This window comes from Rufibacter roseolus (assembly GCF_017916365.1).
Taxonomy (GTDB): Bacteria; Bacteroidota; Bacteroidia; order Cytophagales; family Hymenobacteraceae; genus Nibribacter; species Nibribacter roseolus.
The window spans coordinates 992679-1011236 of the sequence record NZ_JAFMSU010000001.1 but is presented as its reverse complement, the minus strand read 5'-3'; the positions used below and the strand labels follow the sequence as shown (position 1 = coordinate 1011236).

General features: G+C 54.6%; 14 protein-coding genes. 11 read left to right on the top strand and 3 right to left on the bottom strand.

The window, feature by feature from the left end:
• Positions 1–57 precede the first annotated feature (57 nt).
• From J3P35_RS04230 to J3P35_RS04215, 4 genes are all read left to right on the top strand, one after another.
• Positions 58–2565, top strand: a complete 2508-nt coding sequence (locus J3P35_RS04230; protein WP_210463115.1) for a glycoside hydrolase family 9 protein — start codon at positions 58–60, stop codon at positions 2563–2565.
• Between the two features lie 343 nt (positions 2566–2908).
• The gene (locus J3P35_RS04225) at positions 2909–3361 is read left to right on the top strand and encodes a hypothetical protein (RefSeq protein ID WP_210463114.1); all 453 of its coding nucleotides are present in this window, start codon (positions 2909–2911) and stop codon (positions 3359–3361) included.
• A gap of 79 nt (positions 3362–3440) precedes the next feature.
• Positions 3441–3866 (top strand): hypothetical protein, encoded by a 426-nt coding sequence (locus J3P35_RS04220; RefSeq protein ID WP_210463113.1) that lies wholly within the window; start codon positions 3441–3443, stop codon positions 3864–3866.
• A 119-nt stretch (positions 3867–3985) separates the two neighbouring features.
• Complete coding sequence (locus tag J3P35_RS04215; RefSeq protein WP_210463112.1) at positions 3986–5404, top strand: SDR family oxidoreductase; 1419 nt, start codon at positions 3986–3988, stop codon at positions 5402–5404.
• A 58-nt stretch (positions 5405–5462) separates the two neighbouring features.
• Here J3P35_RS04215 and J3P35_RS04210 read toward each other — a convergent pair whose 3' ends face one another.
• Positions 5463–7478: a cation:proton antiporter gene (locus J3P35_RS04210; protein ID WP_210463111.1), complete on the bottom strand. Its 2016-nt coding sequence runs from the start codon at positions 7476–7478 to the stop codon at positions 5463–5465.
• 340 nt (positions 7479–7818) lie between these two features.
• Here J3P35_RS04210 and J3P35_RS04205 point away from each other — a divergent pair, with 340 nt between their 5' ends.
• The 4 genes from J3P35_RS04205 (at position 7819) to J3P35_RS04190 (ending at position 12196) form a co-directional block, all read left to right on the top strand.
• Positions 7819–9138: a gluconate:H+ symporter gene (locus tag J3P35_RS04205; RefSeq protein WP_210463110.1), complete on the top strand. Its 1320-nt coding sequence runs from the start codon at positions 7819–7821 to the stop codon at positions 9136–9138.
• Between the two features lie 221 nt (positions 9139–9359).
• Positions 9360–10394 (top strand): hypothetical protein, encoded by a 1035-nt coding sequence (locus tag J3P35_RS04200; RefSeq protein WP_210463109.1) that lies wholly within the window; start codon positions 9360–9362, stop codon positions 10392–10394.
• A gap of 398 nt (positions 10395–10792) precedes the next feature.
• On the top strand, positions 10793–11488 hold the full coding sequence (locus tag J3P35_RS04195; RefSeq protein ID WP_210463108.1) for a DsbA family oxidoreductase: 696 nt from the start codon (positions 10793–10795) through the stop codon (positions 11486–11488).
• Positions 11489–11515: 27 nt separating this feature from the next.
• Entirely contained in the window at positions 11516–12196 is a 681-nt protein-coding gene (locus J3P35_RS04190; RefSeq protein WP_210463107.1) for a type 1 glutamine amidotransferase domain-containing protein, read from the top strand.
• A gap of 124 nt (positions 12197–12320) precedes the next feature.
• Here the strand turns inward: J3P35_RS04190 and J3P35_RS04185 are convergent, their stop codons facing one another.
• Positions 12321–14954, bottom strand: coding sequence for a glycoside hydrolase family 3 C-terminal domain-containing protein (locus tag J3P35_RS04185; RefSeq protein ID WP_210463106.1), 2634 nt, complete (start codon positions 14952–14954; stop codon positions 12321–12323).
• A gap of 418 nt (positions 14955–15372) precedes the next feature.
• On the opposite strand from J3P35_RS04185, the gene J3P35_RS04180 reads away from it, so the two are divergent.
• From J3P35_RS04180 to J3P35_RS04170, 3 genes are all read left to right on the top strand, one after another.
• The gene (locus J3P35_RS04180; RefSeq protein ID WP_210463105.1) at positions 15373–16014 is read left to right on the top strand and encodes a helix-turn-helix domain-containing protein; all 642 of its coding nucleotides are present in this window, start codon (positions 15373–15375) and stop codon (positions 16012–16014) included.
• Positions 16015–16164: 150 nt separating this feature from the next.
• Positions 16165–17127, top strand: coding sequence for a hypothetical protein (locus tag J3P35_RS04175; RefSeq protein ID WP_210463104.1), 963 nt, complete (start codon positions 16165–16167; stop codon positions 17125–17127).
• 205 nt (positions 17128–17332) lie between these two features.
• On the top strand, positions 17333–17788 hold the full coding sequence (locus J3P35_RS04170) for a YhcH/YjgK/YiaL family protein (RefSeq protein WP_210463103.1): 456 nt from the start codon (positions 17333–17335) through the stop codon (positions 17786–17788).
• Positions 17789–17877: 89 nt separating this feature from the next.
• Here J3P35_RS04170 and J3P35_RS04165 read toward each other — a convergent pair whose 3' ends face one another.
• Complete coding sequence (locus J3P35_RS04165) at positions 17878–18558, bottom strand: TetR/AcrR family transcriptional regulator (RefSeq protein WP_210463102.1); 681 nt, start codon at positions 18556–18558, stop codon at positions 17878–17880.

Here is an 18558-nt window from a genome sequence, read left to right as displayed (position 1 = left end):
ACCAGTTAAAGGGATATTATCTTTATTCTGACAGACCTTCCTTCTATTCTATATTCAATGATCAAAAGACTACTCAGAAGGGCCTCCTGCCTGACGGCCGTGGTGGTGCTGGCCCTGCAGACTCCCCATGCGCTGGCCCAAGCCAACACCAGCGGCGGCTTAAGACTGAACGAACTGGAATACCTGGAGATGCCCGGCCTCAACGTGATGCTGGCCCACGACTTCTATCCCGAAAGCCACCAGGGCGGCGTGGGTATCATCCAGAACGGCCTGCGCATTGGCACTAATGGTGATCTTCGCCTGGAGCCCACGCCTGGTCAATGGCAACCGGTGCCCAAGGTAGGTCCGCGGGTGGTAGACAAAGCCACGCAGACCATCAGCGTGCGCATGCAGTACCCAGACCCGGACAAAAACCGCAAAGGCTTCAACCCCATCATCTACCCCGACCTGAATTTCGCTTACGAGGTGAAGGTGCGGCCCGAGGGCAAGAACTTCCGGATTATCGTGGACCTAGACCAGCCCCTGCCTGAGGCCTGGATTGGAAAGGTAGGTTTCAATTTCGAGCTGTTTCCGGGCATCCTGTTCGGGAAGAGCTACTACATGGACCAGCAGTTCGGCATCTTCCCGCGGCAACTGAACGGCCCCGGCTTCTATGATGCTTCCAAAGAGTACCAGACCATGCCGCTGGCCTCAGGACAGAAACTGACCATCGTGCCCGAAGACCCGCGGCAGACACTCACCATCCAGAATGTTTCCGGCGAAGGCCTGCAACTCATTGACGGCCGGGCGCAGCACAACAACGGCTGGTTTGTGGTGCGGTCGCTGATGAAGAAAGGCGCTACCAAAGGGGCTATTGAATGGCTTGTGTCGCCTAATGCCATCGTTGGCTGGAAGTCTGAGCCGGTGGTGCAGGTCTCGCAGGTGGGCTATCATCCCAAGCAGCAGAAAGTGGCCGTTATTGAGCTGGACAAAACCGAAACGCAGCGCCACCCCGTGACCTTGTACCGCATCAAGGAAACCGGCGGATTGGAGAAAGTGCTGGAAGCGCAGCCCAAAGAGTGGGGCAAGTTCCTGCGCTACCATTACCTGCAGTTCGATTTCACCAAGGTGGAGCAGCCGGGCATGTACAAAGTGCAGTACGGCACCTATGAGACCAGTCCGTTCCAGATCAGCGACCAGGTGTACAAGCGGCACGTGTGGCAGTCGGTGATTGAGACGTTTTTGCCGGTGCAGATGTGCCACATGCGCGTGAACGACCGCTACAAAGTCTGGCACGACGCCTGCCACCTGGACGATGCCCGCATGGCGCCTCTCAACCACAACCACTTTGACGGCTACATCTCCGGTCCCAGCACCTTGACCAAATATGCACCCGGCGAGCACGTACCCAACCTGGCCGTAGGCGGCTGGCACGATGCCGGAGACTATGACATGCGCGTGGAATCCCTCGCGGATGAGATCCGGATTTTATCGCTCGCTTTCGAGGAATTCAAGGTAAAGTACGACAACACCAGCATTGACCAGAAACTGAAAATTGCGGAGCTGCACCGCCCCGACGGCAAGAACGACATCCTGCAACAGGTAGAGCACGGCGCACTTTCCATCGTGGCCGGTTACCGCAATCTGGGCCGGTTGTACCGCGGCATCATTGAGCCGTCTCTGCGCCAGTACACCCTGTTGGGAGAAGCTTCCACCCAAACCGATGAAGTGGTGTTTGACCAAGCCAAAGCCCCTAACCCGCTTCCAGAGATCGGGCAGAAAGGTGCTCCGGATGACCGTTGGGTGTTCACGGAGGAAAACCCCGGCCGCGAACTGCAGGTGGCTTCCTGCCTGGCCGTAGCTTCCCGCGCCTTGAAAGGCTACAATGATTCTCTGTCAACCCACTGCCTGCAGATTGCCCAGGAACTGTGGGACCGCACGAAGGAGAAGGACAAGATGCAGCGCGTGAACGCCGCCGCAGAGCTGCTGCTGTCCACCAAGGACAAGAAGTACGCCAACTGGCTAGTGGATAACACCCAGGATATCACAAGGAACATTGGCCGCACGGGTTGGGTCATTGGCCGCACCTTGCCACTCATCAAAGACAAGAAATACAAAGCTGCCGTACTAGCCGCCGTGGCCAGCCACAAGAAAGTAGTGGAAGAGCAGGAGAAGAAAACCCCGTACGGCATGCCGTATGAGCCCGATATCTGGGGCGCTGGATGGGGCATCCAGAACTTCGGGGTACAGCAGTATTTCCTACACGCCTCCTACCCTACCATCTTCCCCAAGACCTACATGCTGCACGCCATGAATTTCGTACTAGGCGTGCACCCGGGTTCTAACGTATCATCCTTTGCCTCAGGCGTGGGTGCCAAATCGTTGACTACCGCCTACGGAAATAACCGCGATGAATGGTCTTACATCCCCGGCGGCGTAGGCTCCGGCACTGCCTTGATTCGCCCGGACTTCCCCGAACTGCTGCACTGGCCGTACCTCTGGCAGCAAACCGAGTACGTGATTGGCGGCGGCTCCTCAGACTACATGTTCCTGATTCTGGCGGCCGATCATCTGTTGAGCAAGTAACCTTACCATCTTACCTACTGCAGCAAAGCCTGGAGACCTATCTCCGGGCTTTGCTGTTTTGGAACCGTTTTCCAGAAACCGGGCGGAAAGCATATACCTAGTCGTAAGTATTTTCACAACAATAACACCTATCTTACAGCTACTTACAAGGCAAATAAGTATATTCAGTGATCAATTCCCCCTCCCCCTAATAGGTCCGCCAAACGGGTAAGAACCGGCTATATCCTTTTTGAAAGCTGTTTTCTGCCCCGGTATTTCCCTCTGACTTATACCATATCGCACAGGCATTGACAGAGAAGCCGAAAACTGCCTATTGAAAGAGTAGGCACTAAACCCGATTCTTATGAAAAAGATTGTACTTGCCTTAGCCTTCCTGATCCTGGCCACCACTGCTTACAGCCAACCCCCTGTCACTCCTACGCCTACCAAAGGAGCCTCCAAATACACGAAAGCGTATTATTTAGAGAAAAGGGAAGCGAACATGGTGAGAGGCTGGATTCTTACCCCAACCGGGGTTGCACTCATGGGGCTCAGCTTTGCTTTGGCTTGGGGTGATGCAGCTACCAGTATCACTTCATTAGGAACGCAAAAATCCAACAATGGCGCTACTTCGGGAATAATGGCAGTAGCTGGGGTAGCAGGAGTAGTGATAGGTACCATCTCTTTTATCTCGGCTGGGCAAAACAAAAGAAGGGCAAGGTCTATGGCGGTTGGTTATGAACAGGTTCCCCTACCGCAACAGGGCGGTTTGATGACCAAAGTGGTCCCTACAGTGGGCTTAAAGGTTGCTTTTTGAAGGTCCCACCTCCGAGAAAACATACAACAGAGAAGCCGAAAACTGCATTTTGGAAGAGTAGGCACTTGAAATAGCAACCATGAAACTCACCATCTTTTCTCTGGCACTTCTCTTTCTGACTACTACATCCTACGGTCAAGGTCAAAAGGGAAGGACGCCTGCTCAGGAATATTATTTACAAAAAAGTAAATCACACAGGTCTGGCGGCTGGGCCCTCTCCGGAATTGGTTTAGGATTGATGACCACAGGGGTAGTAATCGCCACAAGTAGCGCCTCCCTTTTTGGTAGCTCCGGAGATGGGGATGGTGATATTTTATTTGGGGGCATACTGGCCACTACTGGGCTTGTCTCCCTGATTGGCGGAGGCATTTCCTTTATCTCGGCCGGAAACAACAAAAGGAAGGCAATGTCTCCCGAGTTCAGTTATACGCCAATTCCCCTACCCCAACAGGGAACCCTGATGAACAGGTCGGTACCAACTTTGGGCCTTAAAGTCACCTTTTAAGTTTATGCCTCCTTCTACCGGCCCATCTACCATAGCTTAGTCCTTCTGATACCACACCCCAGAACAAATCCGGAACCAGGCTGTTACAAAGCAGGACATTTTCTGATTCAGCCACCGCCATGAAAATCCTACTTACCGGCACCACGGGATACATCGGGCAGAGCCTGCTGCCGGCGCTGTTGAAAGACGGTCATGAAGTGGTGTGCTGTGTGCGGGACCGGAACCGGTTCGACGAAGGCAAATACAGCTCAGAAAAGCTACAGGTCATTGAAGTAGACTTCCTGGACCAGGCCTCACTGGCGGTGATCCCAGATGACATTGAGGCGGCCTATTACCTTATTCACTCCATGGCGGCGGAGGGCGAGGACTTTGAGAAGCTGGAGCGCACCACAGCCCTTCATTTCAGGGACAGAATCCAGAAAACAAGCGCAAAACAGGTCATCTACCTGGGTGGCATCACCAATGACCAGCACTTATCCAAGCACCTGCAATCAAGGAAAAAAGTAGAGGGAATCCTGGCCTCGGGCAGGTATCACCTGACTACGCTGCGGGCCGGCATCATCCTGGGCTCGGGTAGCGCCTCTTTTGAGATCATGCGCGACCTGGTAGAGAAACTGCCTATCATGATCGCACCCAAATGGCTCAACACCAAATCGCAGCCCATCGCCATCCGAAACGTGATTGAGTACCTCAAAGGCGTGTTAGGCCAAGAAGAGTTGTATGACCAGAGCTTTGACATTGGCGGCCCCGATGTGCTCACGTACAAAGAAATGCTGCTGGGTTTTGCGAAGGTCCGTGGGCTCAAGCGCACCATTCTCACCGTGCCGGTTATGACGCCTAAACTCTCCTCGTACTGGCTGTATTTTGTCACTTCCACCTCGTACACACTGGCCACCAACCTGGTGCAGAGCATGCGCGTGGAAGTCATCTGCCAGGACAACCGGCTCCAGGAATTTTTGAAGATCACACTGCTACCCTATGACACCGCCATCAAACTGGCTTTTGACCGCATCCAGAACGAGGGCGTGATTGCCAGCTGGAAAGACGCTTTGTCCAGCAACGTACTCAACGAGGGAATCTCCAAGCTGCTCACCGTGCCTACCTTCGGGTGCTTCACTGATAAACGCGAGGCCGAAGTAACCCAGGTAGACAAATCGGTGCACAAGATCTGGTCTATTGGGGGTGAGAACGGCTGGTATTATGCCAACTGGCTCTGGCAACTGCGCGGGTTTATTGACAAGCTATTCGGAGGGGTGGGTCTGAGGCGTGGCCGGAAGAACAGCACCATGATCCATGCCGGCGAGTCGCTGGATTTCTGGCGCGTGCTCTACGCCGACCGCGAGGAGAAACGCCTCCTGCTCTACGCCGAGATGAAGCTGCCCGGCGAGGCCTGGCTGGAGTTCAAGATCATCGGGCAGACGCTTTACCAGACCGCCACGTTCCGGCCGCTGGGCTTGTGGGGCCGGTTGTACTGGTACTCAGTGCTGCCGTTTCACGCCTTTATTTTCAGCAACATGCTCAAACGGATTGCCGCCTGAACAAGCCTCCCGCGTTTTAATCCGGATTCCGGAAAAACAAGCCAAAAACCACTCGGGCTTACTTCTGCTCTGGGTACAGAATGGCGTAGCTCACGTCCTGGAAATAGCGGGAAAGGTAGCGGGGCACCACGTTGAACTCTGGGCGGTACGAAACGGTGTGCGGCCTGCCCAGCACCACCGTGAACAGATCATTCTGGGTGACCTCCTTGGCCAGCGTTGGGAAATTGTCCCAGTTCTCATACAGCTCATAGCTGATGTTCACGGTGTAGCGGTCCTGGTCCTGCACAAAGTTCTCCAGCGTCTGTAAGGTCCCTTTCGCGCCCAAGATCCTGATTCTGGCGCCGGCTCCTTTGGCGAGTTGCAGGATGGTGTTCACCCAGAACGGGAACCCGGCCTCCCGCTCAGAGTTACGGGGCACCACCACAATAATGGTCTGGATGGTATTTAAAGGGTCGCAGAATTTACAGAAGATGGTCTGCACGGTAGTGTGGTTCACCACCCGATTCAGGATACTGCCCCAAAACCACTCGCGGGCACTGAGCTTGCCGTTCCAGGCCATCACCACCTCGGTGATCCGGAGCTCCCGCACCGCCCTGATGATGCCGTTGCCCACGTTGATATCCACCCGGTACACTGGCCGTATCAGGTCAGGGTCCTCCGTCACTTCATGGATCACGGAGGTTACATCGCGCTGGTGCAGTTTAATCTTATCCTCGGGGTTATGGTGCTCTGAGACCACCACCAGCGGCATCAGCGGCTCCGGGGCAATGGGGTTCTTGATGAGCAAAGAGAAATCCAGCAAGCGCTTCAGGTGCTCCATGTTTTCCACCGGAATCAGAATGCGCTCGTCGCCCTCGGTGCCTTCGGGTACTTTGTCGGCCATGGCGATGGCAATCTTCCGCCCGGCTTTCTCGGCCACGATACTACTGACGAGGCAGGAAACCAGAATGAGCAGGATGGTGCCGTTCAGAGCCCTTACGTCCAGAATCTTGAGGTTATACCCAATAAGCACTACCGCAATGGTAGCCGCCGCATGGGCACTACTCATGCCAAAAATCAGCCTGCGCTCATCCGGATCGAACCCATAGATCTTCTGGGTCAGGAAAGCCGCCAGCCACTTACCCGCGAACGAGATGACAATGATCACCACCGCCACAAACAAGGCCTCGGGACCTTCCAGCAAGACCCGCACGTCTACCAGCATGCCCACGCTGATGAGGAAAAACGGGATGAACAGCGTATTGCCCACAAACTCGGTGCGGTGCATCAACGGCGAGGCCCTGGGAATAAGCTGATTCAAAGCCAGACCCGCCAAAAACGCCCCAATGATCGGCTCGGCCCCGGCCAGATGCGCCATGAACCCAGACAGAAACACCACGGCCAGCACAAACAGGTACTGCGCGTTGCCTTCGCCCTCCAGTGCCCTGAAAAACCAGCGGCTGATGCGGGGCACGCCCCACAGCACCATAAACACAAACAGGGCCTGCTGCGCCGCAAACTGCACCCAGAACAAAGGCGACAGATCTGGCTTCTGCAGGTTGGTGACCACCGCCAGAATGATGAGAACAGCCGCATCGGTGATGATGGTACCGCCCAGGATAAGTGTCATGGTTCGGTGCTGCGTGATGCCCAACCGCCCGATGATGGGGTAAGCCACCAGCGTATGCGTGGAGAACATACTGGCCAGCAGAAACGCCGAGAGCGGACTATAGCCCAGCACAAAGCGGGCGCCCAGAAATCCCAGAATCAGCGGGATAATGAAGGTGAGCGTCCCGAAGACGATGCTCTTGTTCTTGTTTTCCCGGAAATCGTCCATGTCCATCTCCAGACCGGCCAGGAACATGATGTACAGCAACCCGATGGTACTGAACAGCACCACGCTTTCGTCACGCTCCAGCACGCCCAACCCGTGCGGGCCCAGCAGCACCCCAGACAAGATGAGGCCCAGGATACCCGGAACCCCCATTTTGTTGAACAGCATGGGCGAAAACAGGATCACCAATAGGATGACCGCAAACACCAAAACCGGGTCCTGCAGGGGAAGTTTGAACAGCGACAAGGACAATAAGACCATTCTGGTATAGCTCAAGGAATAAATTACAACTAGGTACGGCCCATCTCCACGGATGTTCCTGCCCTTCTCATGCCCTTACTTGATCTGCAGGAACTAGTTCTGGCAACTGCCCTGCTACCCTGCATTATCCGTACATTTTCAGAAAACAAGGTAAAAACCGATCCCGCGAACACTTCTCCGGTGCAACACGCCCAAACTCCATGCGGCGGGTACCCGAAACTTTTCTACATTTAAGAAGCCAATTCTGCCTTCTACAGGCTCCCTGGCTCAACGCTTTTCTCTGCGTACGTTTACCGCCTTTTTTCCTGAAAACGCCTTAAAACCAAACCGCCCCTGGCCTATGCCCCTCCTGCTGATTGCCCTTGCCGTGCTTGCCTTGCTCGTTCTGATGATTGTCTTCCGGCTCAATGCCTTTCTGGCCCTAATTCTGGTAGCCCTGGGTTTAGGCATTGCCGAGGGGATGCCCGTGAAAGACGCCATCACCTCGGTGCAGACCGGGATCGGTAGCACGCTGGGCTCCATCGCCTTGATCATTGGTTTCGGGTCCATGCTGGGCAGCCTGATTTCTGACAGCGGCGCGGCACAGCGCGTTTCTTTGAGTCTTATCAAAAAGTTTGGAGTGCGGTACATCCAATGGGCCATGATTCTGACCGGGTTTGTGGTAGGGTTGCCCATGTTCTACAATGCCGGCTTCATCCTGCTTATTCCGCTGGTGTTCAGTATTGCGGCCTCTACGGGGTTGCCGTTATTATTTGTAGGCATTCCCATGGCGGCGGCGCTGTCCGTGACCCACGGGTATCTGCCCCCGCATCCTGGCCCCACCTCCATTGCCGTCATCTACAAAGCCGATATGGGGCTCACGCTGATCTACGGCCTCATCATCGCGGTGCCTGCCATCATCCTGGCCGGACCTATTTTCACCCGCTTTCTTTCAAAGTTCAAAGCCGCGCCGCCCGCCGGTTTGGCACCTCCCAGAATCTTCACCGATGAAGAGATGCCGGGTTTCGGGGTGAGTTTCTTTACGGCCGTTTTCCCGGTGCTGCTCATGGCGCTGGCTACGCTGGCCAACGCGGTGCTACCAGATGCCTCCGTTCTGCGCCAAGCCCTGGACTTTGTGGGCGATCCCGCCATTGCCCTGCTCCTCTCCGTTTTCCTGGCCATCTACACGCTGGGCCTGAACCGGGGCCGTAAGATGGATGATATCATGGCGGTGCTCTCGGGCTCAGTGAGCAGCGTGGCCATGATCATGCTCATCATTGGGGGCGGCGGCGCTCTCAAGCAGGTATTGGTAGACAGCGGCGTAGGCGATTACATCACGGCGCTGGTCAAAGACATGGCACTTTCACCTTTGGTGCTGGCCTGGAGCGTGGCGGCGCTTTTGCGGGTTTGCCTGGGATCGGCCACCGTGGCGGCCATTACCACGGCGGGCATCACCTTACCCGTTATCGCGGCCACCGGCGTCAGCCCCGAGCTCATGGTCCTGGCCACCGGCGCGGGCAGCCTCATGTTCTCGCACGTGAACGACCCCGGCTTCTGGATGTTCAAAGAATACTTCAGCCTCAGCATTCCAGACACCATAGCCACTTGGTCTATCATGGAAACCCTGGTCTCGGTCATTGGTCTGCTGGGCGTGCTGGCCTTGAACGCTTTTGTGATTTAACTGCCCGTGGAGGAAGTCCGTTTCAGACCTGAATTCTTGAATTTGGGCCTGAAACGGGAGCAGGAACAGCCTCGTCTTTTTGCTTTCAGATGGCTGCCGCTGGAGATGCATGGCTGTGCGTTGCCAGGAACCCAGGGTTCCACTATCTTTGGTAAACCTTACCTGCGCTGAGGAAGAATTGCCCTCTCCTGCGTAGCCGCTTTTTGCTTTTTACACCCCAAATGAGACATCTTCTTCCCGGCGCCTTTGCTGCGCTTCTGGTGCTGCTTTCCTTTTCTGCGTTCAGCCAAAATACAGCTTCCGTGCAGGCTGAGCCCAAGGGCGGCCTCAATGCCCTGGCGCTGAAATACTTTAAAATCAGGTTCACCAAAGAGCAGCGCAAAAAGCTGGAGGACAAAGAGCTTGAATTCATCTTCGAGATTGACCAAGAAGGCGTGCCTACGCTGGAAGCCATCCACGGGGTTTCTGAACGGGATATCTTAGACAGTTTACAGGCCACTTCGGCCAAGCTGCCCGGGTTCATTCCGCAGGAAGTGAATGGTCAGAAGCAAGCCTCCATCTACTATTTAAAACTCCGATACCCCACCTATGGCAATCTGAGCGGCGGTAACGGGTACCAGGAGGCCATCAGGTACAACGAGACGAAGTACGAAGACTTTGCCTACATTCATAAATCGGGGCAGCGCCTGGATATTGTCTTCGGGGGCATGGCCAATGCCTTTATAGGCAAGGCCGGCGATTACCTGAGCCCGGGCGGCGGTATGAAGACAGAGATTCTCTACAGGGGCAAGAACGGTATTGGCGGAGGGTTATTGATGAGTTTCTACGGAAACAAACTTAAGCAGGACTACCCCATTGCCTCAGACCGGGAACAGAACACCGCTCCACCTACCCTCCTCCTGGGCGTAGGCTTGAACAAGGCCTTGATGGCGAAGGAAAGAAAGGAGTTCCTGGTACAACTGGAGCTGAACTACGCCATCCAGAACGTCACCGCCAAAGAAGGAAACAACGATAAAGACTGGACCCAACTCCAGGGCTTCAGCCCCGGGCTGGTAGGCCATTACTTCTTCCAGGTAGGCAAACCCAAAGCTTACTATTACTATGGCGCGCCGTCTGTTTATGTCAATTACCTGAATGTGCACGCGGGCATCAGACCGGTTTTCTTTAACCTCAAAGAAGCCACCGGCGTCATGCTGGAATTGGGCTTTTCTTTCCGGCTGGGTTGCCACGGCGTGGATGAATACCAGATAAAATAAGCAGATCCCGTAGCCCTGCTCCGCAGGCAAACTCCCCTGGACCGTTTCCTAGACAGCGCTCTGCTGCTGATTCCCGGCTTTTTCGCCTGACAAAACCGACCATCTTCTGCGCGGTTCACAGCCATGTGCCCTTTTGGCAGTCCTCTGGTTTCCTGAAAGATACCTGAGCTTTCTCCTGCCCTTTCTCACCTAAAAAGCGCCATTAGCTGCTTTTAAGGCCTTTCTCTGCGCAGAACCAACTGGTCCCTATAGCGGTCGTGGACTCCGTCATAAGGCTTTAGGAACATTTGGGCAGGTTCTTAGTATAAAATTTGATGCAACAGCCTGGGCCTCGGCGCGGACAACGAATTGTGTTTCCTAAGCCGGGACCAGTGTTTTCACCAGAAAAGAAGAGAAAGATGAAAGTAGAGATATGGTCAGATGTGGTTTGCCCTTTCTGTTACATAGGCAAACGCAGGTTTGAAAAGGCGCTGAAAGATTTTCCGGGCAAAGGCAAGGTAGAGGTGGTGTGGCGCAGTTTCCAACTGGACCCCGATCTGAAGTTTGTGCCCGGGCAATCGGTGCATGAGTACCTGGGCAAGCGGAAAGGCTCCAACGCCGCCGAGGGCAAGAAAATGAACGACTACATGGCCCAGATGGCCAAAGAAGTGGGCCTGGACTATGACTTCGACAAGGCCATTATCAACAACACCTTTAATGCGCACCGCCTCCTGCACCTGGCCAAAAAGCACGGCAAGCAGGACGAGATGAAAGAAAGGCTGTTCGCTGCTTACTACACCCAGGGCAGAAACGTGGGCGATCTGGATACTTTGGTGCAGCTGGGCGAAGAAGTGGGCCTGAACGGAGACGAGATCAGGGAAGTACTGCAAAGCGACACCTACGCTCAGGAAGTACAGCAGGACATGTACGAGGCGCAGCAGGTGGGCGTAAGAGGCGTGCCTTTCTACGTCTTCAATGACAAGTACGCCGTCTCGGGCGCGCAACTCTCAGAGCTGTTCCGGGAAGTCCTGGACAAGGTGTGGGAAGAGGAAAAGCCGCAGATGATTTCCGGCGAGGGTGCGGGTTTCTGCACCCCGGACGGCATCTGCGAGTAGTTTTTAAGCCATTTTAAGGAAAACGAAATGAAAGTACTATTTGTATTAACCTCGCACAGTGAGTTGGGCAACACCGGAGAGAAAACCGGTTTCTGGATTGAGGAATTTGCCGCTCCGTATTACGTATTCAAAGACGCTGGCGCCGACATCACCCTGGTTTCTCCCAAAGGCGGACAGCCTCCCATTGACCCCAAAAGCGACGCTCCCGAGAACCAGACTGAGGCGACCAAGCGGTTCAAAGGAGATGAAGCTTTGCAAATGCTGCTGGCCAACACCAGGAAAGTAACAGAAGTATCGGCCCAGGATTTTGACGCGGTGTTCTACCCCGGCGGCCATGGTCCGCTGTGGGACCTGTACGAGAGCCCCGAGTCTGTGCAGTTGATTGAGGACTTCTGGAAGAGCAAGAAGCCGGTAGCCGCCGTGTGCCACGCCCCGGCGGTGCTGCTCAACGTGAAAGACGAGAACGGCCAGCCGCTGGTAAAAGACAAGGACGTGACCGGTTTCGCCAACACCGAGGAAGAAGCCGTGGGCCTCACCCAGGTGGTGCCTTACCTGTTGGAAGATGAGCTCAAAAACAAAGGCGGCCGCTACTCCAAAACAAGTGACTGGGGCGTACACGTGGTGCAGGATGGCCTACTGATCACCGGCCAGAACCCGGCCTCGTCTGAGGAAGCCGCCCACCGTTTGCTGCAACTTCTAAGAAAATAGCCCCTAAACGGCTTTAAGCCGGCAAACCCTTACAGGCAGGTTTCCGGCCGAGCTTGGAAGTTTAAAAAGAAGAGGCCTTCTCCAACACGTTTGGAGAAGGCCTCTTCTTTTTAGGTATTATATCTTACTTCAAAGCGAGAGTTCCTTCCACGGTCTTCTTGCTCTTTTTGGTAGCTGCATCGGGTTGGCCTCCGCCCACGCTGATCTGCACATTACCCGGCACGTGTTTGGCAGTACCATCTGAGGCAATCAGAGCCAGGTCCTGCGGCCGAAGCTCAAAGGTGACCTCCTTGCTTTCGCCACGTTTCAATGAAATCCGCTGGAAACCTTTCAGGGCTTTGAGAGGCGTTCTGAAGCCGTTTTCCTGGCGAGTGAGGTAAAGCTGCACCACTTCATCTCCGTCCATCTTGCCGGAGTTGGTCACGCGCACGCTCACCTTTACCGGGCTGTTCACTTTGCTGTCTTTGGGCAGGTCCAGCTTGTCATAGGTGAAGGTGGTGTAGCTCAGGCCGTGCCCGAAACCATACAGCGGTTGCCCTTTGAAGTAGCGGTAGGTGCGGTTCTCCATGGAGTAGTCGCCAAAGCCTGGCAGATCTGCATCGCTTCTGTAGAACGTCACCGGCAAGCGACCCGCCGGATTGTAGTCCCCGAACAGCACATCGGCGATAGCCGTACCTGCACTCTGCCCGGCGTACCAGGCGTTCACAATGGCCGGGATGTTCTGAGCCTCCCACGGAATAGCGATGGCGCTACCAGTCATCATCACGAACACTACTGGTTTGCCCGTGGCTTTCAGTTCTTTCATCAGATCGGTCTGTACTTTGGGCAAAAGGATAGACGTACGGTCACCGCCGTTGAAGCCGGGCTCGTTCACTTTCATCTCTTCGCCTTCCAGTTGCGGCGAGATACCGCCCACGTAGATGAGGACATCGGCGTCTTTCACGCGGTTGGCCAGCGCTTTGAAGTCTGACTTGGCGAAGTTACCGGCGCGCAGCTGTACCGAGGCTTTGCCGCCGTCCTGGTTGTATTCCAGCACCAGGCGGTAAGTTTTGCCTTGCTGGGTAGCCAGTTTGTAGCTTTTCGCGCCCCAGCGGTTGCGGGTCCAGGCGTTGAGTTGCTCTTTGCCGTCAACCAGCAGTCTATAGCCGTCATCGCCCTCTACCTCAAAGGTGATGGAGCCGGTGGTTTTGGCAGTGAAGTCTGTGGTGTAGCGGGCCGAGAAGTTATAGGCTTTCATGTTGCCCACCACGGTCTCGCCTTCTTGCCAGAAGTTGTTGATCTCGGCTTCCTGGCGGGTGGCTACCGGCTGACCTTTCAGCTCCATGTTGTTGAAGTACTCGGCTTTCACGCCGGGCTTGCCTTCAAAACTCAACTGGGATTTGATCTCGGTGTACACCAGCAGCGTGTCTTTGGTGAAGGTGGAAGCACGCTCATAGACCACCTGCGTACCGGTGCCTACCTTGTTTTTGATGCCCTGCAGAGCGGTCACAATCTCAGACGGGATTCCGTTGTAGTTCCCCAGCACCGCAATCGGATTATCCGCGTTGGGGCCGATCACGGCAATTTTCTTCAGGTTCTTTTTAAGCGGCAAAGTGTTCTTGTCGTTTTTCAGGAGCACCATGGACTGCTGCGCCATTTTGAGGGAATGGGCTTTGTGCGGAGCGCTTTCCAGGACATCGGGCGAGGTCTGGGCGTATTTTACCATGGCGGCCGGGTCAAACATGCCTAACCGGAACCGGATGGTGAACAAACGCTTCACCGATACATCAATCATGCGCTCGGTGATCTTGCCGTCTTTCACGGCCTGCACCAGGGCTTTGTAGGCATCGGTGCCGCAGTCAATGTCAGTGCCGTGCATCACAGCGTCCGCACTAGCCGAGGCCGCATCCGGGTGGGTTTTGTGGTTCTTGAAGAAATCATCGATGGCCCAGCAGTCGGAGGTGACGTAGCCGGTGAACTGCCACTGGTTGCGCAGGATGTCGTTCATGAGCTCGTCTGAGCCACAGCAGGGCTGTCCTTTGTAGGCGTTGTAGGCGCACATGACACCAGCCACCTTGGCGTTCACCACCAGTTCCTGGAAGGCGGGCAGATAGGTATCCCAGAGGTCATAGGGCGTGGCGGTGGCGTTGAAGACGTGGCGCTCGGGCTCGGGGCCGCTGTGCACGGCGTAGTGCTTCGCGCAGGCCGCCGCTTTGAGGTATTTAGGGTCATCGCCCTGCAGCCCGCGCACAAACGCCCGGCCCAGCATGGCCGTCAGGAACGGGTCCTCGCCGTAGGTTTCCTGTCCACGGCCCCAGCGCGGGTCCCGGAAGATGTTGATGTTGGGCGTCCAGTACGTCAACCCTACGTAGCGCTGCCCGCTTTTGCCTTCTTTGATGGCTTTGTTGTAGATGGCGCGGCCTTCCAGCGCGGAGAAATCGGCCATGCGCTGCAGGGAAGTGGTGTCAAAGGTAGCGGCCATCCCGATGGCCTGCGGATACACCGTCACTTTGTAGGGCGTACGGGCCACACCGTGCAGCACCTCGTTCCACCAGTCATAAGAGGGAATCCCCAGGCGGTCGATGGCCGGGGCGGCGTTCAGCATCTGCGCTACCTTTTCTTCTAGGGTAAGGCGAGAAACCAGGTCATTTACCCGGGCCTCAATGGTGAGCGAAGGATTCTGGAACGGATAAGCATATTTTTCTTCTTTTTTCGCCAGGGTGAAGGCCATTATGCCAACGATGGCACTAAGTAAGACAAAAAGGACCGCTTTTTTCATGAAACAAGGGAGAATTAAGCCAGAAAAGGTTGATTAACCCCTAAGATGGTGATTTTTTCAAAAACTTCCGCCTAAAAGAGAAGGGTATTGCCGGATAGCAAGGCGTGAATCAGCTAAACAGGTAACAAAAATTGAATGTTCCTGATCTGAAGGAACAGGTTACAGAGGCAAAAAACCAAGTCCGTTTAAACCCTGTTTTGGGGAAAACACCCCTGGAACGCCGCTGCCAGATTCTTCTGGTTGAGCCCGGTTCTATGCTGATCAGGTCCTGGCAAATGGACCTGCGCTTTCTGGGGTTTTGGCATCTTCAATGCCCTGTAACCATTCACGTAAAAGAAGTACCTTCGTGTAACCGGTTCTTTCTTTTGGCATAAGCCGAAGACGAGGGTATGCCGGGACAAAAAGCAGCAGCGAACCTATGACCCTGGCGCATAAAATTGTAGGGGAACGAAAGCGCAAAGGCTTGTCGCAGGAAGAACTGGCCGAGCTTTCCCAGATCAGCCTCCGGACCATCCAGCGCATTGAGCGGGAAGAAAGCATTCCCAGAGGCTACACTTTGAAAGCCCTTGCCCAAGCCTTGGACATTCCGTTGAAAGAACTGGCTGGCCCGCCCCCTCCCACTGTCGCCCTGGCCTCTACACCTGCGGCAGAGCAATCCCAGCCACCAACAGCTACAGCTTCTTCTGAAGCAGCCCCCGCCGCCAACCTACAGCAAATCAATCTGGCCTCTTTTGCGTTTCTGCTGTTGCCGTACCTTGGATTTTTGGTGCCTTTGTGGCTCTGGAAAAAACAGAAAGGGCGGTCTGGGCAGGAGGTTGGCGCCCGTATCATCAACTTCCAGATCATGTGGTGCATTGGCATGCACCTGGGGCTGCTGCTGGCTTTTCTGACACAGATGATCAGTGCCTATTACTTTCAAGCCAGACCTTCGTTCCTGATCATGGGAACATTCTTCTTTTTCTACTTCCTGAACATTGGCATGATTACGAGGGCGGCTCTTCAACTGCGCAAGGGGCACCAGCAGGTTTTCGCCAAGTGGGGCAATCTCTTTCTGTCATAGATTCCAACTTACTTTTATCCCGGTCTTACACCCGCCTTTCTTACGCCAAAAGCCCTTTTTTGATGAATTGGCGTCCTTTTGGCGGGATAATGACGTAAGCCCCTGCCCCTTTTGTGCCTAGTCTTGCAGTGTCAATTCACTTACACTGTTATGAAATCACTAAAACGCATTGGGCTTACATTTCTGTTTCTTTTGGTGCTTGGCTCGGTGGGCGGCTGCTTCTACTTCAAAGCCAAATTTAAACCGACGGCCAACCAACTTAAGGTAGTGCCCCAGTCTGTCTCTATCCCAATTACCTGGGCGGCCAGCGGCCAAGACCCGTATGCGTACCTGCTGGTGCCCGTCACGCTGGCGGGTTGCCCCAAGACGTTCTACCTGCAATTTGACACCGGCGCCCCCTCTACTCTATTTTACAAAGGCAAGATGGAGGCCATTCAGAAGAAAGGTTATGCGCTTACGTTTGGCCAAGCCGATGACCGGTTACAGCTAAAAGAGATGGCGTTCACGGTAGGGTTGCTTCCTGTCACGGCGCAGGAGGTAACGGTTCTGGCCTACGGCGACTCGGTTATTCACTGGAATGACCCCAGTTCCATAGAGGTTATTGGCACCTTGGGCACCGATTTCCTGGAAGGCCACATTGTTGAGCTGGATTACCAGCGCATGACGCTCACCTTGTCTGACCAACTGCCAGACAACGTTGCCCCCTCCTCTCTCCAGCCCTTCACCTTTGACAGCCGCCGCATTCTGTTGCCCTCCCGCATCAACGGCGACGAAACCGAACTCCTGTTTGATTCCGGCTCCAGCACCTATGAACTGCTCACAGACAAAGCTACCTTTGAAAGCTTTGCCCAGCCGGGCCAAACCCAAGACACCGCGCAGGTGAATTCCTGGGGGAAGACGCTCACTGCCTACACCACTACTACCAACGCTACTGTGGCCTTTGGGCCGGTGCAGCTGCCGCTCAGAAAAGCCACGTACCTTGCAGGGATGGGCTTTATGAATACCATGCTCATGCGCTTCTCCGGCATGGGCGGCATGACGGGCAACAAACTCTTCCTGGGCCACACGCTGTTGCTGGACCTGAAACAGATGAGGTTTGCGGTGCTGAATTAAGGTATTGAGTGGCTCAACTGGTTTAGGGCTGTTTTCCTGAAAACAGCCCTAAACCGGGTTTCTCTTGTTGACCCTTAAGGTAAATTCGTGCAAATTACCAGCGCACTCCCCAGGAGCAATCCAGAACCATGAACGGATTTGCTTTTAAAACAAACTCGTTCAGTTTTGGATAAGTCGCGGGGAGCTTACCTTATACAACAGAAACATGGTTTTAGACCAACTACAACACGCTTCTCGCTACTACGCCTTACACCCACTTTTCAGGCAAGCCTTTGCGTTTCTGCAAGAGGCCGATGTTCAGAATTTACCCACCGGCAAACACGACCTGGCCGGCGATGACCTGTTTGCCATTATCTCGGAAGGCCCCGGCGTAGCCCCTGAGGATGCGAAAATGGAAGCGCACCGCAAGTACATAGACATCCAATACATTGTCTCGGGCGTGGACCATATGGGCTGGCAGGATCTCTCCGCCTGCGGAGACTCCATAGAACCTTATTCCGCGGAGCGCGACGTTTACTTCTTCCCGGTGAAGCCCAGCAGTTGGTTCGATGTTCCGGAGGGCTTCTTCACCATCTTCTACCCCAATGACGTGCACGCCCCCATGGCTACGCAGGAGGTGATCAGGAAAGTAGTTTTGAAGATTGCCGTAGAGAAGCAGTAGAATGACAAAGCCCCTCTTGCTGATTGCAAGAGGGGCTTTTTTTAAGTTGAAGAACCAACATCTGGTACCTCAGGAAGTCACCGTTTTGGTTATTTTTGGATGGTTTTCAAGACAAGCTCTGTTAGAAAGTCTACCAGCTGGTCATGCTGCCCAGGGTCCAGGTTGGTGAGCGAGGGCAAGTGCTTGGCAAAGAAAACCTGCCGATGGGCGCTCTCCGAGACCGTAGACACCAACGACGCCGGGTATGGATACTCGGGGCTGATTTCCAGAATGATGCTGGAGATACGCTTGTTCAGCCTTTTGTAGCTCAGGAAGAAACCTTCCCGGTTGTTCTCATCCACCTCTTTGGTGAGATACACTTTAGCCGACTCAGCGATCACAATCTTCTGAAGCGTGACCTCATCAATGTGGGCGAAATCCATGTCGTTCTCAATACGGCCAGACAGAATCCGGATGGCGATCCGCAGTCTTTCTTCCGGAGAGGCTACATTTGAGGTGGCAAACACCAGACGGTACTCCAGCCAGCCCCAGTACCATGAGATCAGGTAGACCAACAGGTTGTACTTGCTTTCAAAGTACCGGTAAATGGTGGCCTCCGTAATACCTGCCCGCTCGGCCAGTTTCTTGAACGTAAAAGCCTCCAGACCCAGCTCTTCCATCAGCTTGATGCCATGTTCAATGATCATCCGGCCTTTTTCAGAGCTTTCCGGGTCTTTGAGGTATACTTTCTCCTCTACTGTTATCTTGATATTAGCCAGCAGATTCTTCAT

Excerpts from the sequence above, each read along its gene's own strand:
- J3P35_RS04185 (WP_210463106.1), bottom strand. The coding sequence starts at position 14,954 with ATGAAAAAAGCGGTCCTTTTTGTCTTACTTAGTGCCATCGTTGGCATA.
- J3P35_RS04220 (WP_210463113.1), top strand. The coding sequence starts at position 3,441 with ATGAAACTCACCATCTTTTCTCTGGCACTTCTCTTTCTGACTACTACA.
- J3P35_RS04200 (WP_210463109.1), top strand. The coding sequence starts at position 9,360 with ATGAGACATCTTCTTCCCGGCGCCTTTGCTGCGCTTCTGGTGCTGCTT.
- J3P35_RS04190 (WP_210463107.1), top strand. The coding sequence starts at position 11,516 with ATGAAAGTACTATTTGTATTAACCTCGCACAGTGAGTTGGGCAACACC.
- J3P35_RS04170 (WP_210463103.1), top strand. The coding sequence starts at position 17,333 with ATGGTTTTAGACCAACTACAACACGCTTCTCGCTACTACGCCTTACAC.
- J3P35_RS04205 (WP_210463110.1), top strand. The coding sequence starts at position 7,819 with ATGCCCCTCCTGCTGATTGCCCTTGCCGTGCTTGCCTTGCTCGTTCTG.
- J3P35_RS04230 (WP_210463115.1), top strand. The coding sequence starts at position 58 with ATGATCAAAAGACTACTCAGAAGGGCCTCCTGCCTGACGGCCGTGGTG.
- J3P35_RS04225 (WP_210463114.1), top strand. The coding sequence starts at position 2,909 with ATGAAAAAGATTGTACTTGCCTTAGCCTTCCTGATCCTGGCCACCACT.
- J3P35_RS04195 (WP_210463108.1), top strand. The coding sequence starts at position 10,793 with ATGAAAGTAGAGATATGGTCAGATGTGGTTTGCCCTTTCTGTTACATA.
- J3P35_RS04165 (WP_210463102.1), bottom strand. The coding sequence starts at position 18,558 with ATGAAGAATCTGCTGGCTAATATCAAGATAACAGTAGAGGAGAAAGTA.
- J3P35_RS04210 (WP_210463111.1), bottom strand. The coding sequence starts at position 7,478 with ATGGTCTTATTGTCCTTGTCGCTGTTCAAACTTCCCCTGCAGGACCCG.
- J3P35_RS04215 (WP_210463112.1), top strand. The coding sequence starts at position 3,986 with ATGAAAATCCTACTTACCGGCACCACGGGATACATCGGGCAGAGCCTG.
- J3P35_RS04175 (WP_210463104.1), top strand. The coding sequence starts at position 16,165 with ATGAAATCACTAAAACGCATTGGGCTTACATTTCTGTTTCTTTTGGTG.
- J3P35_RS04180 (WP_210463105.1), top strand. The coding sequence starts at position 15,373 with ATGACCCTGGCGCATAAAATTGTAGGGGAACGAAAGCGCAAAGGCTTG.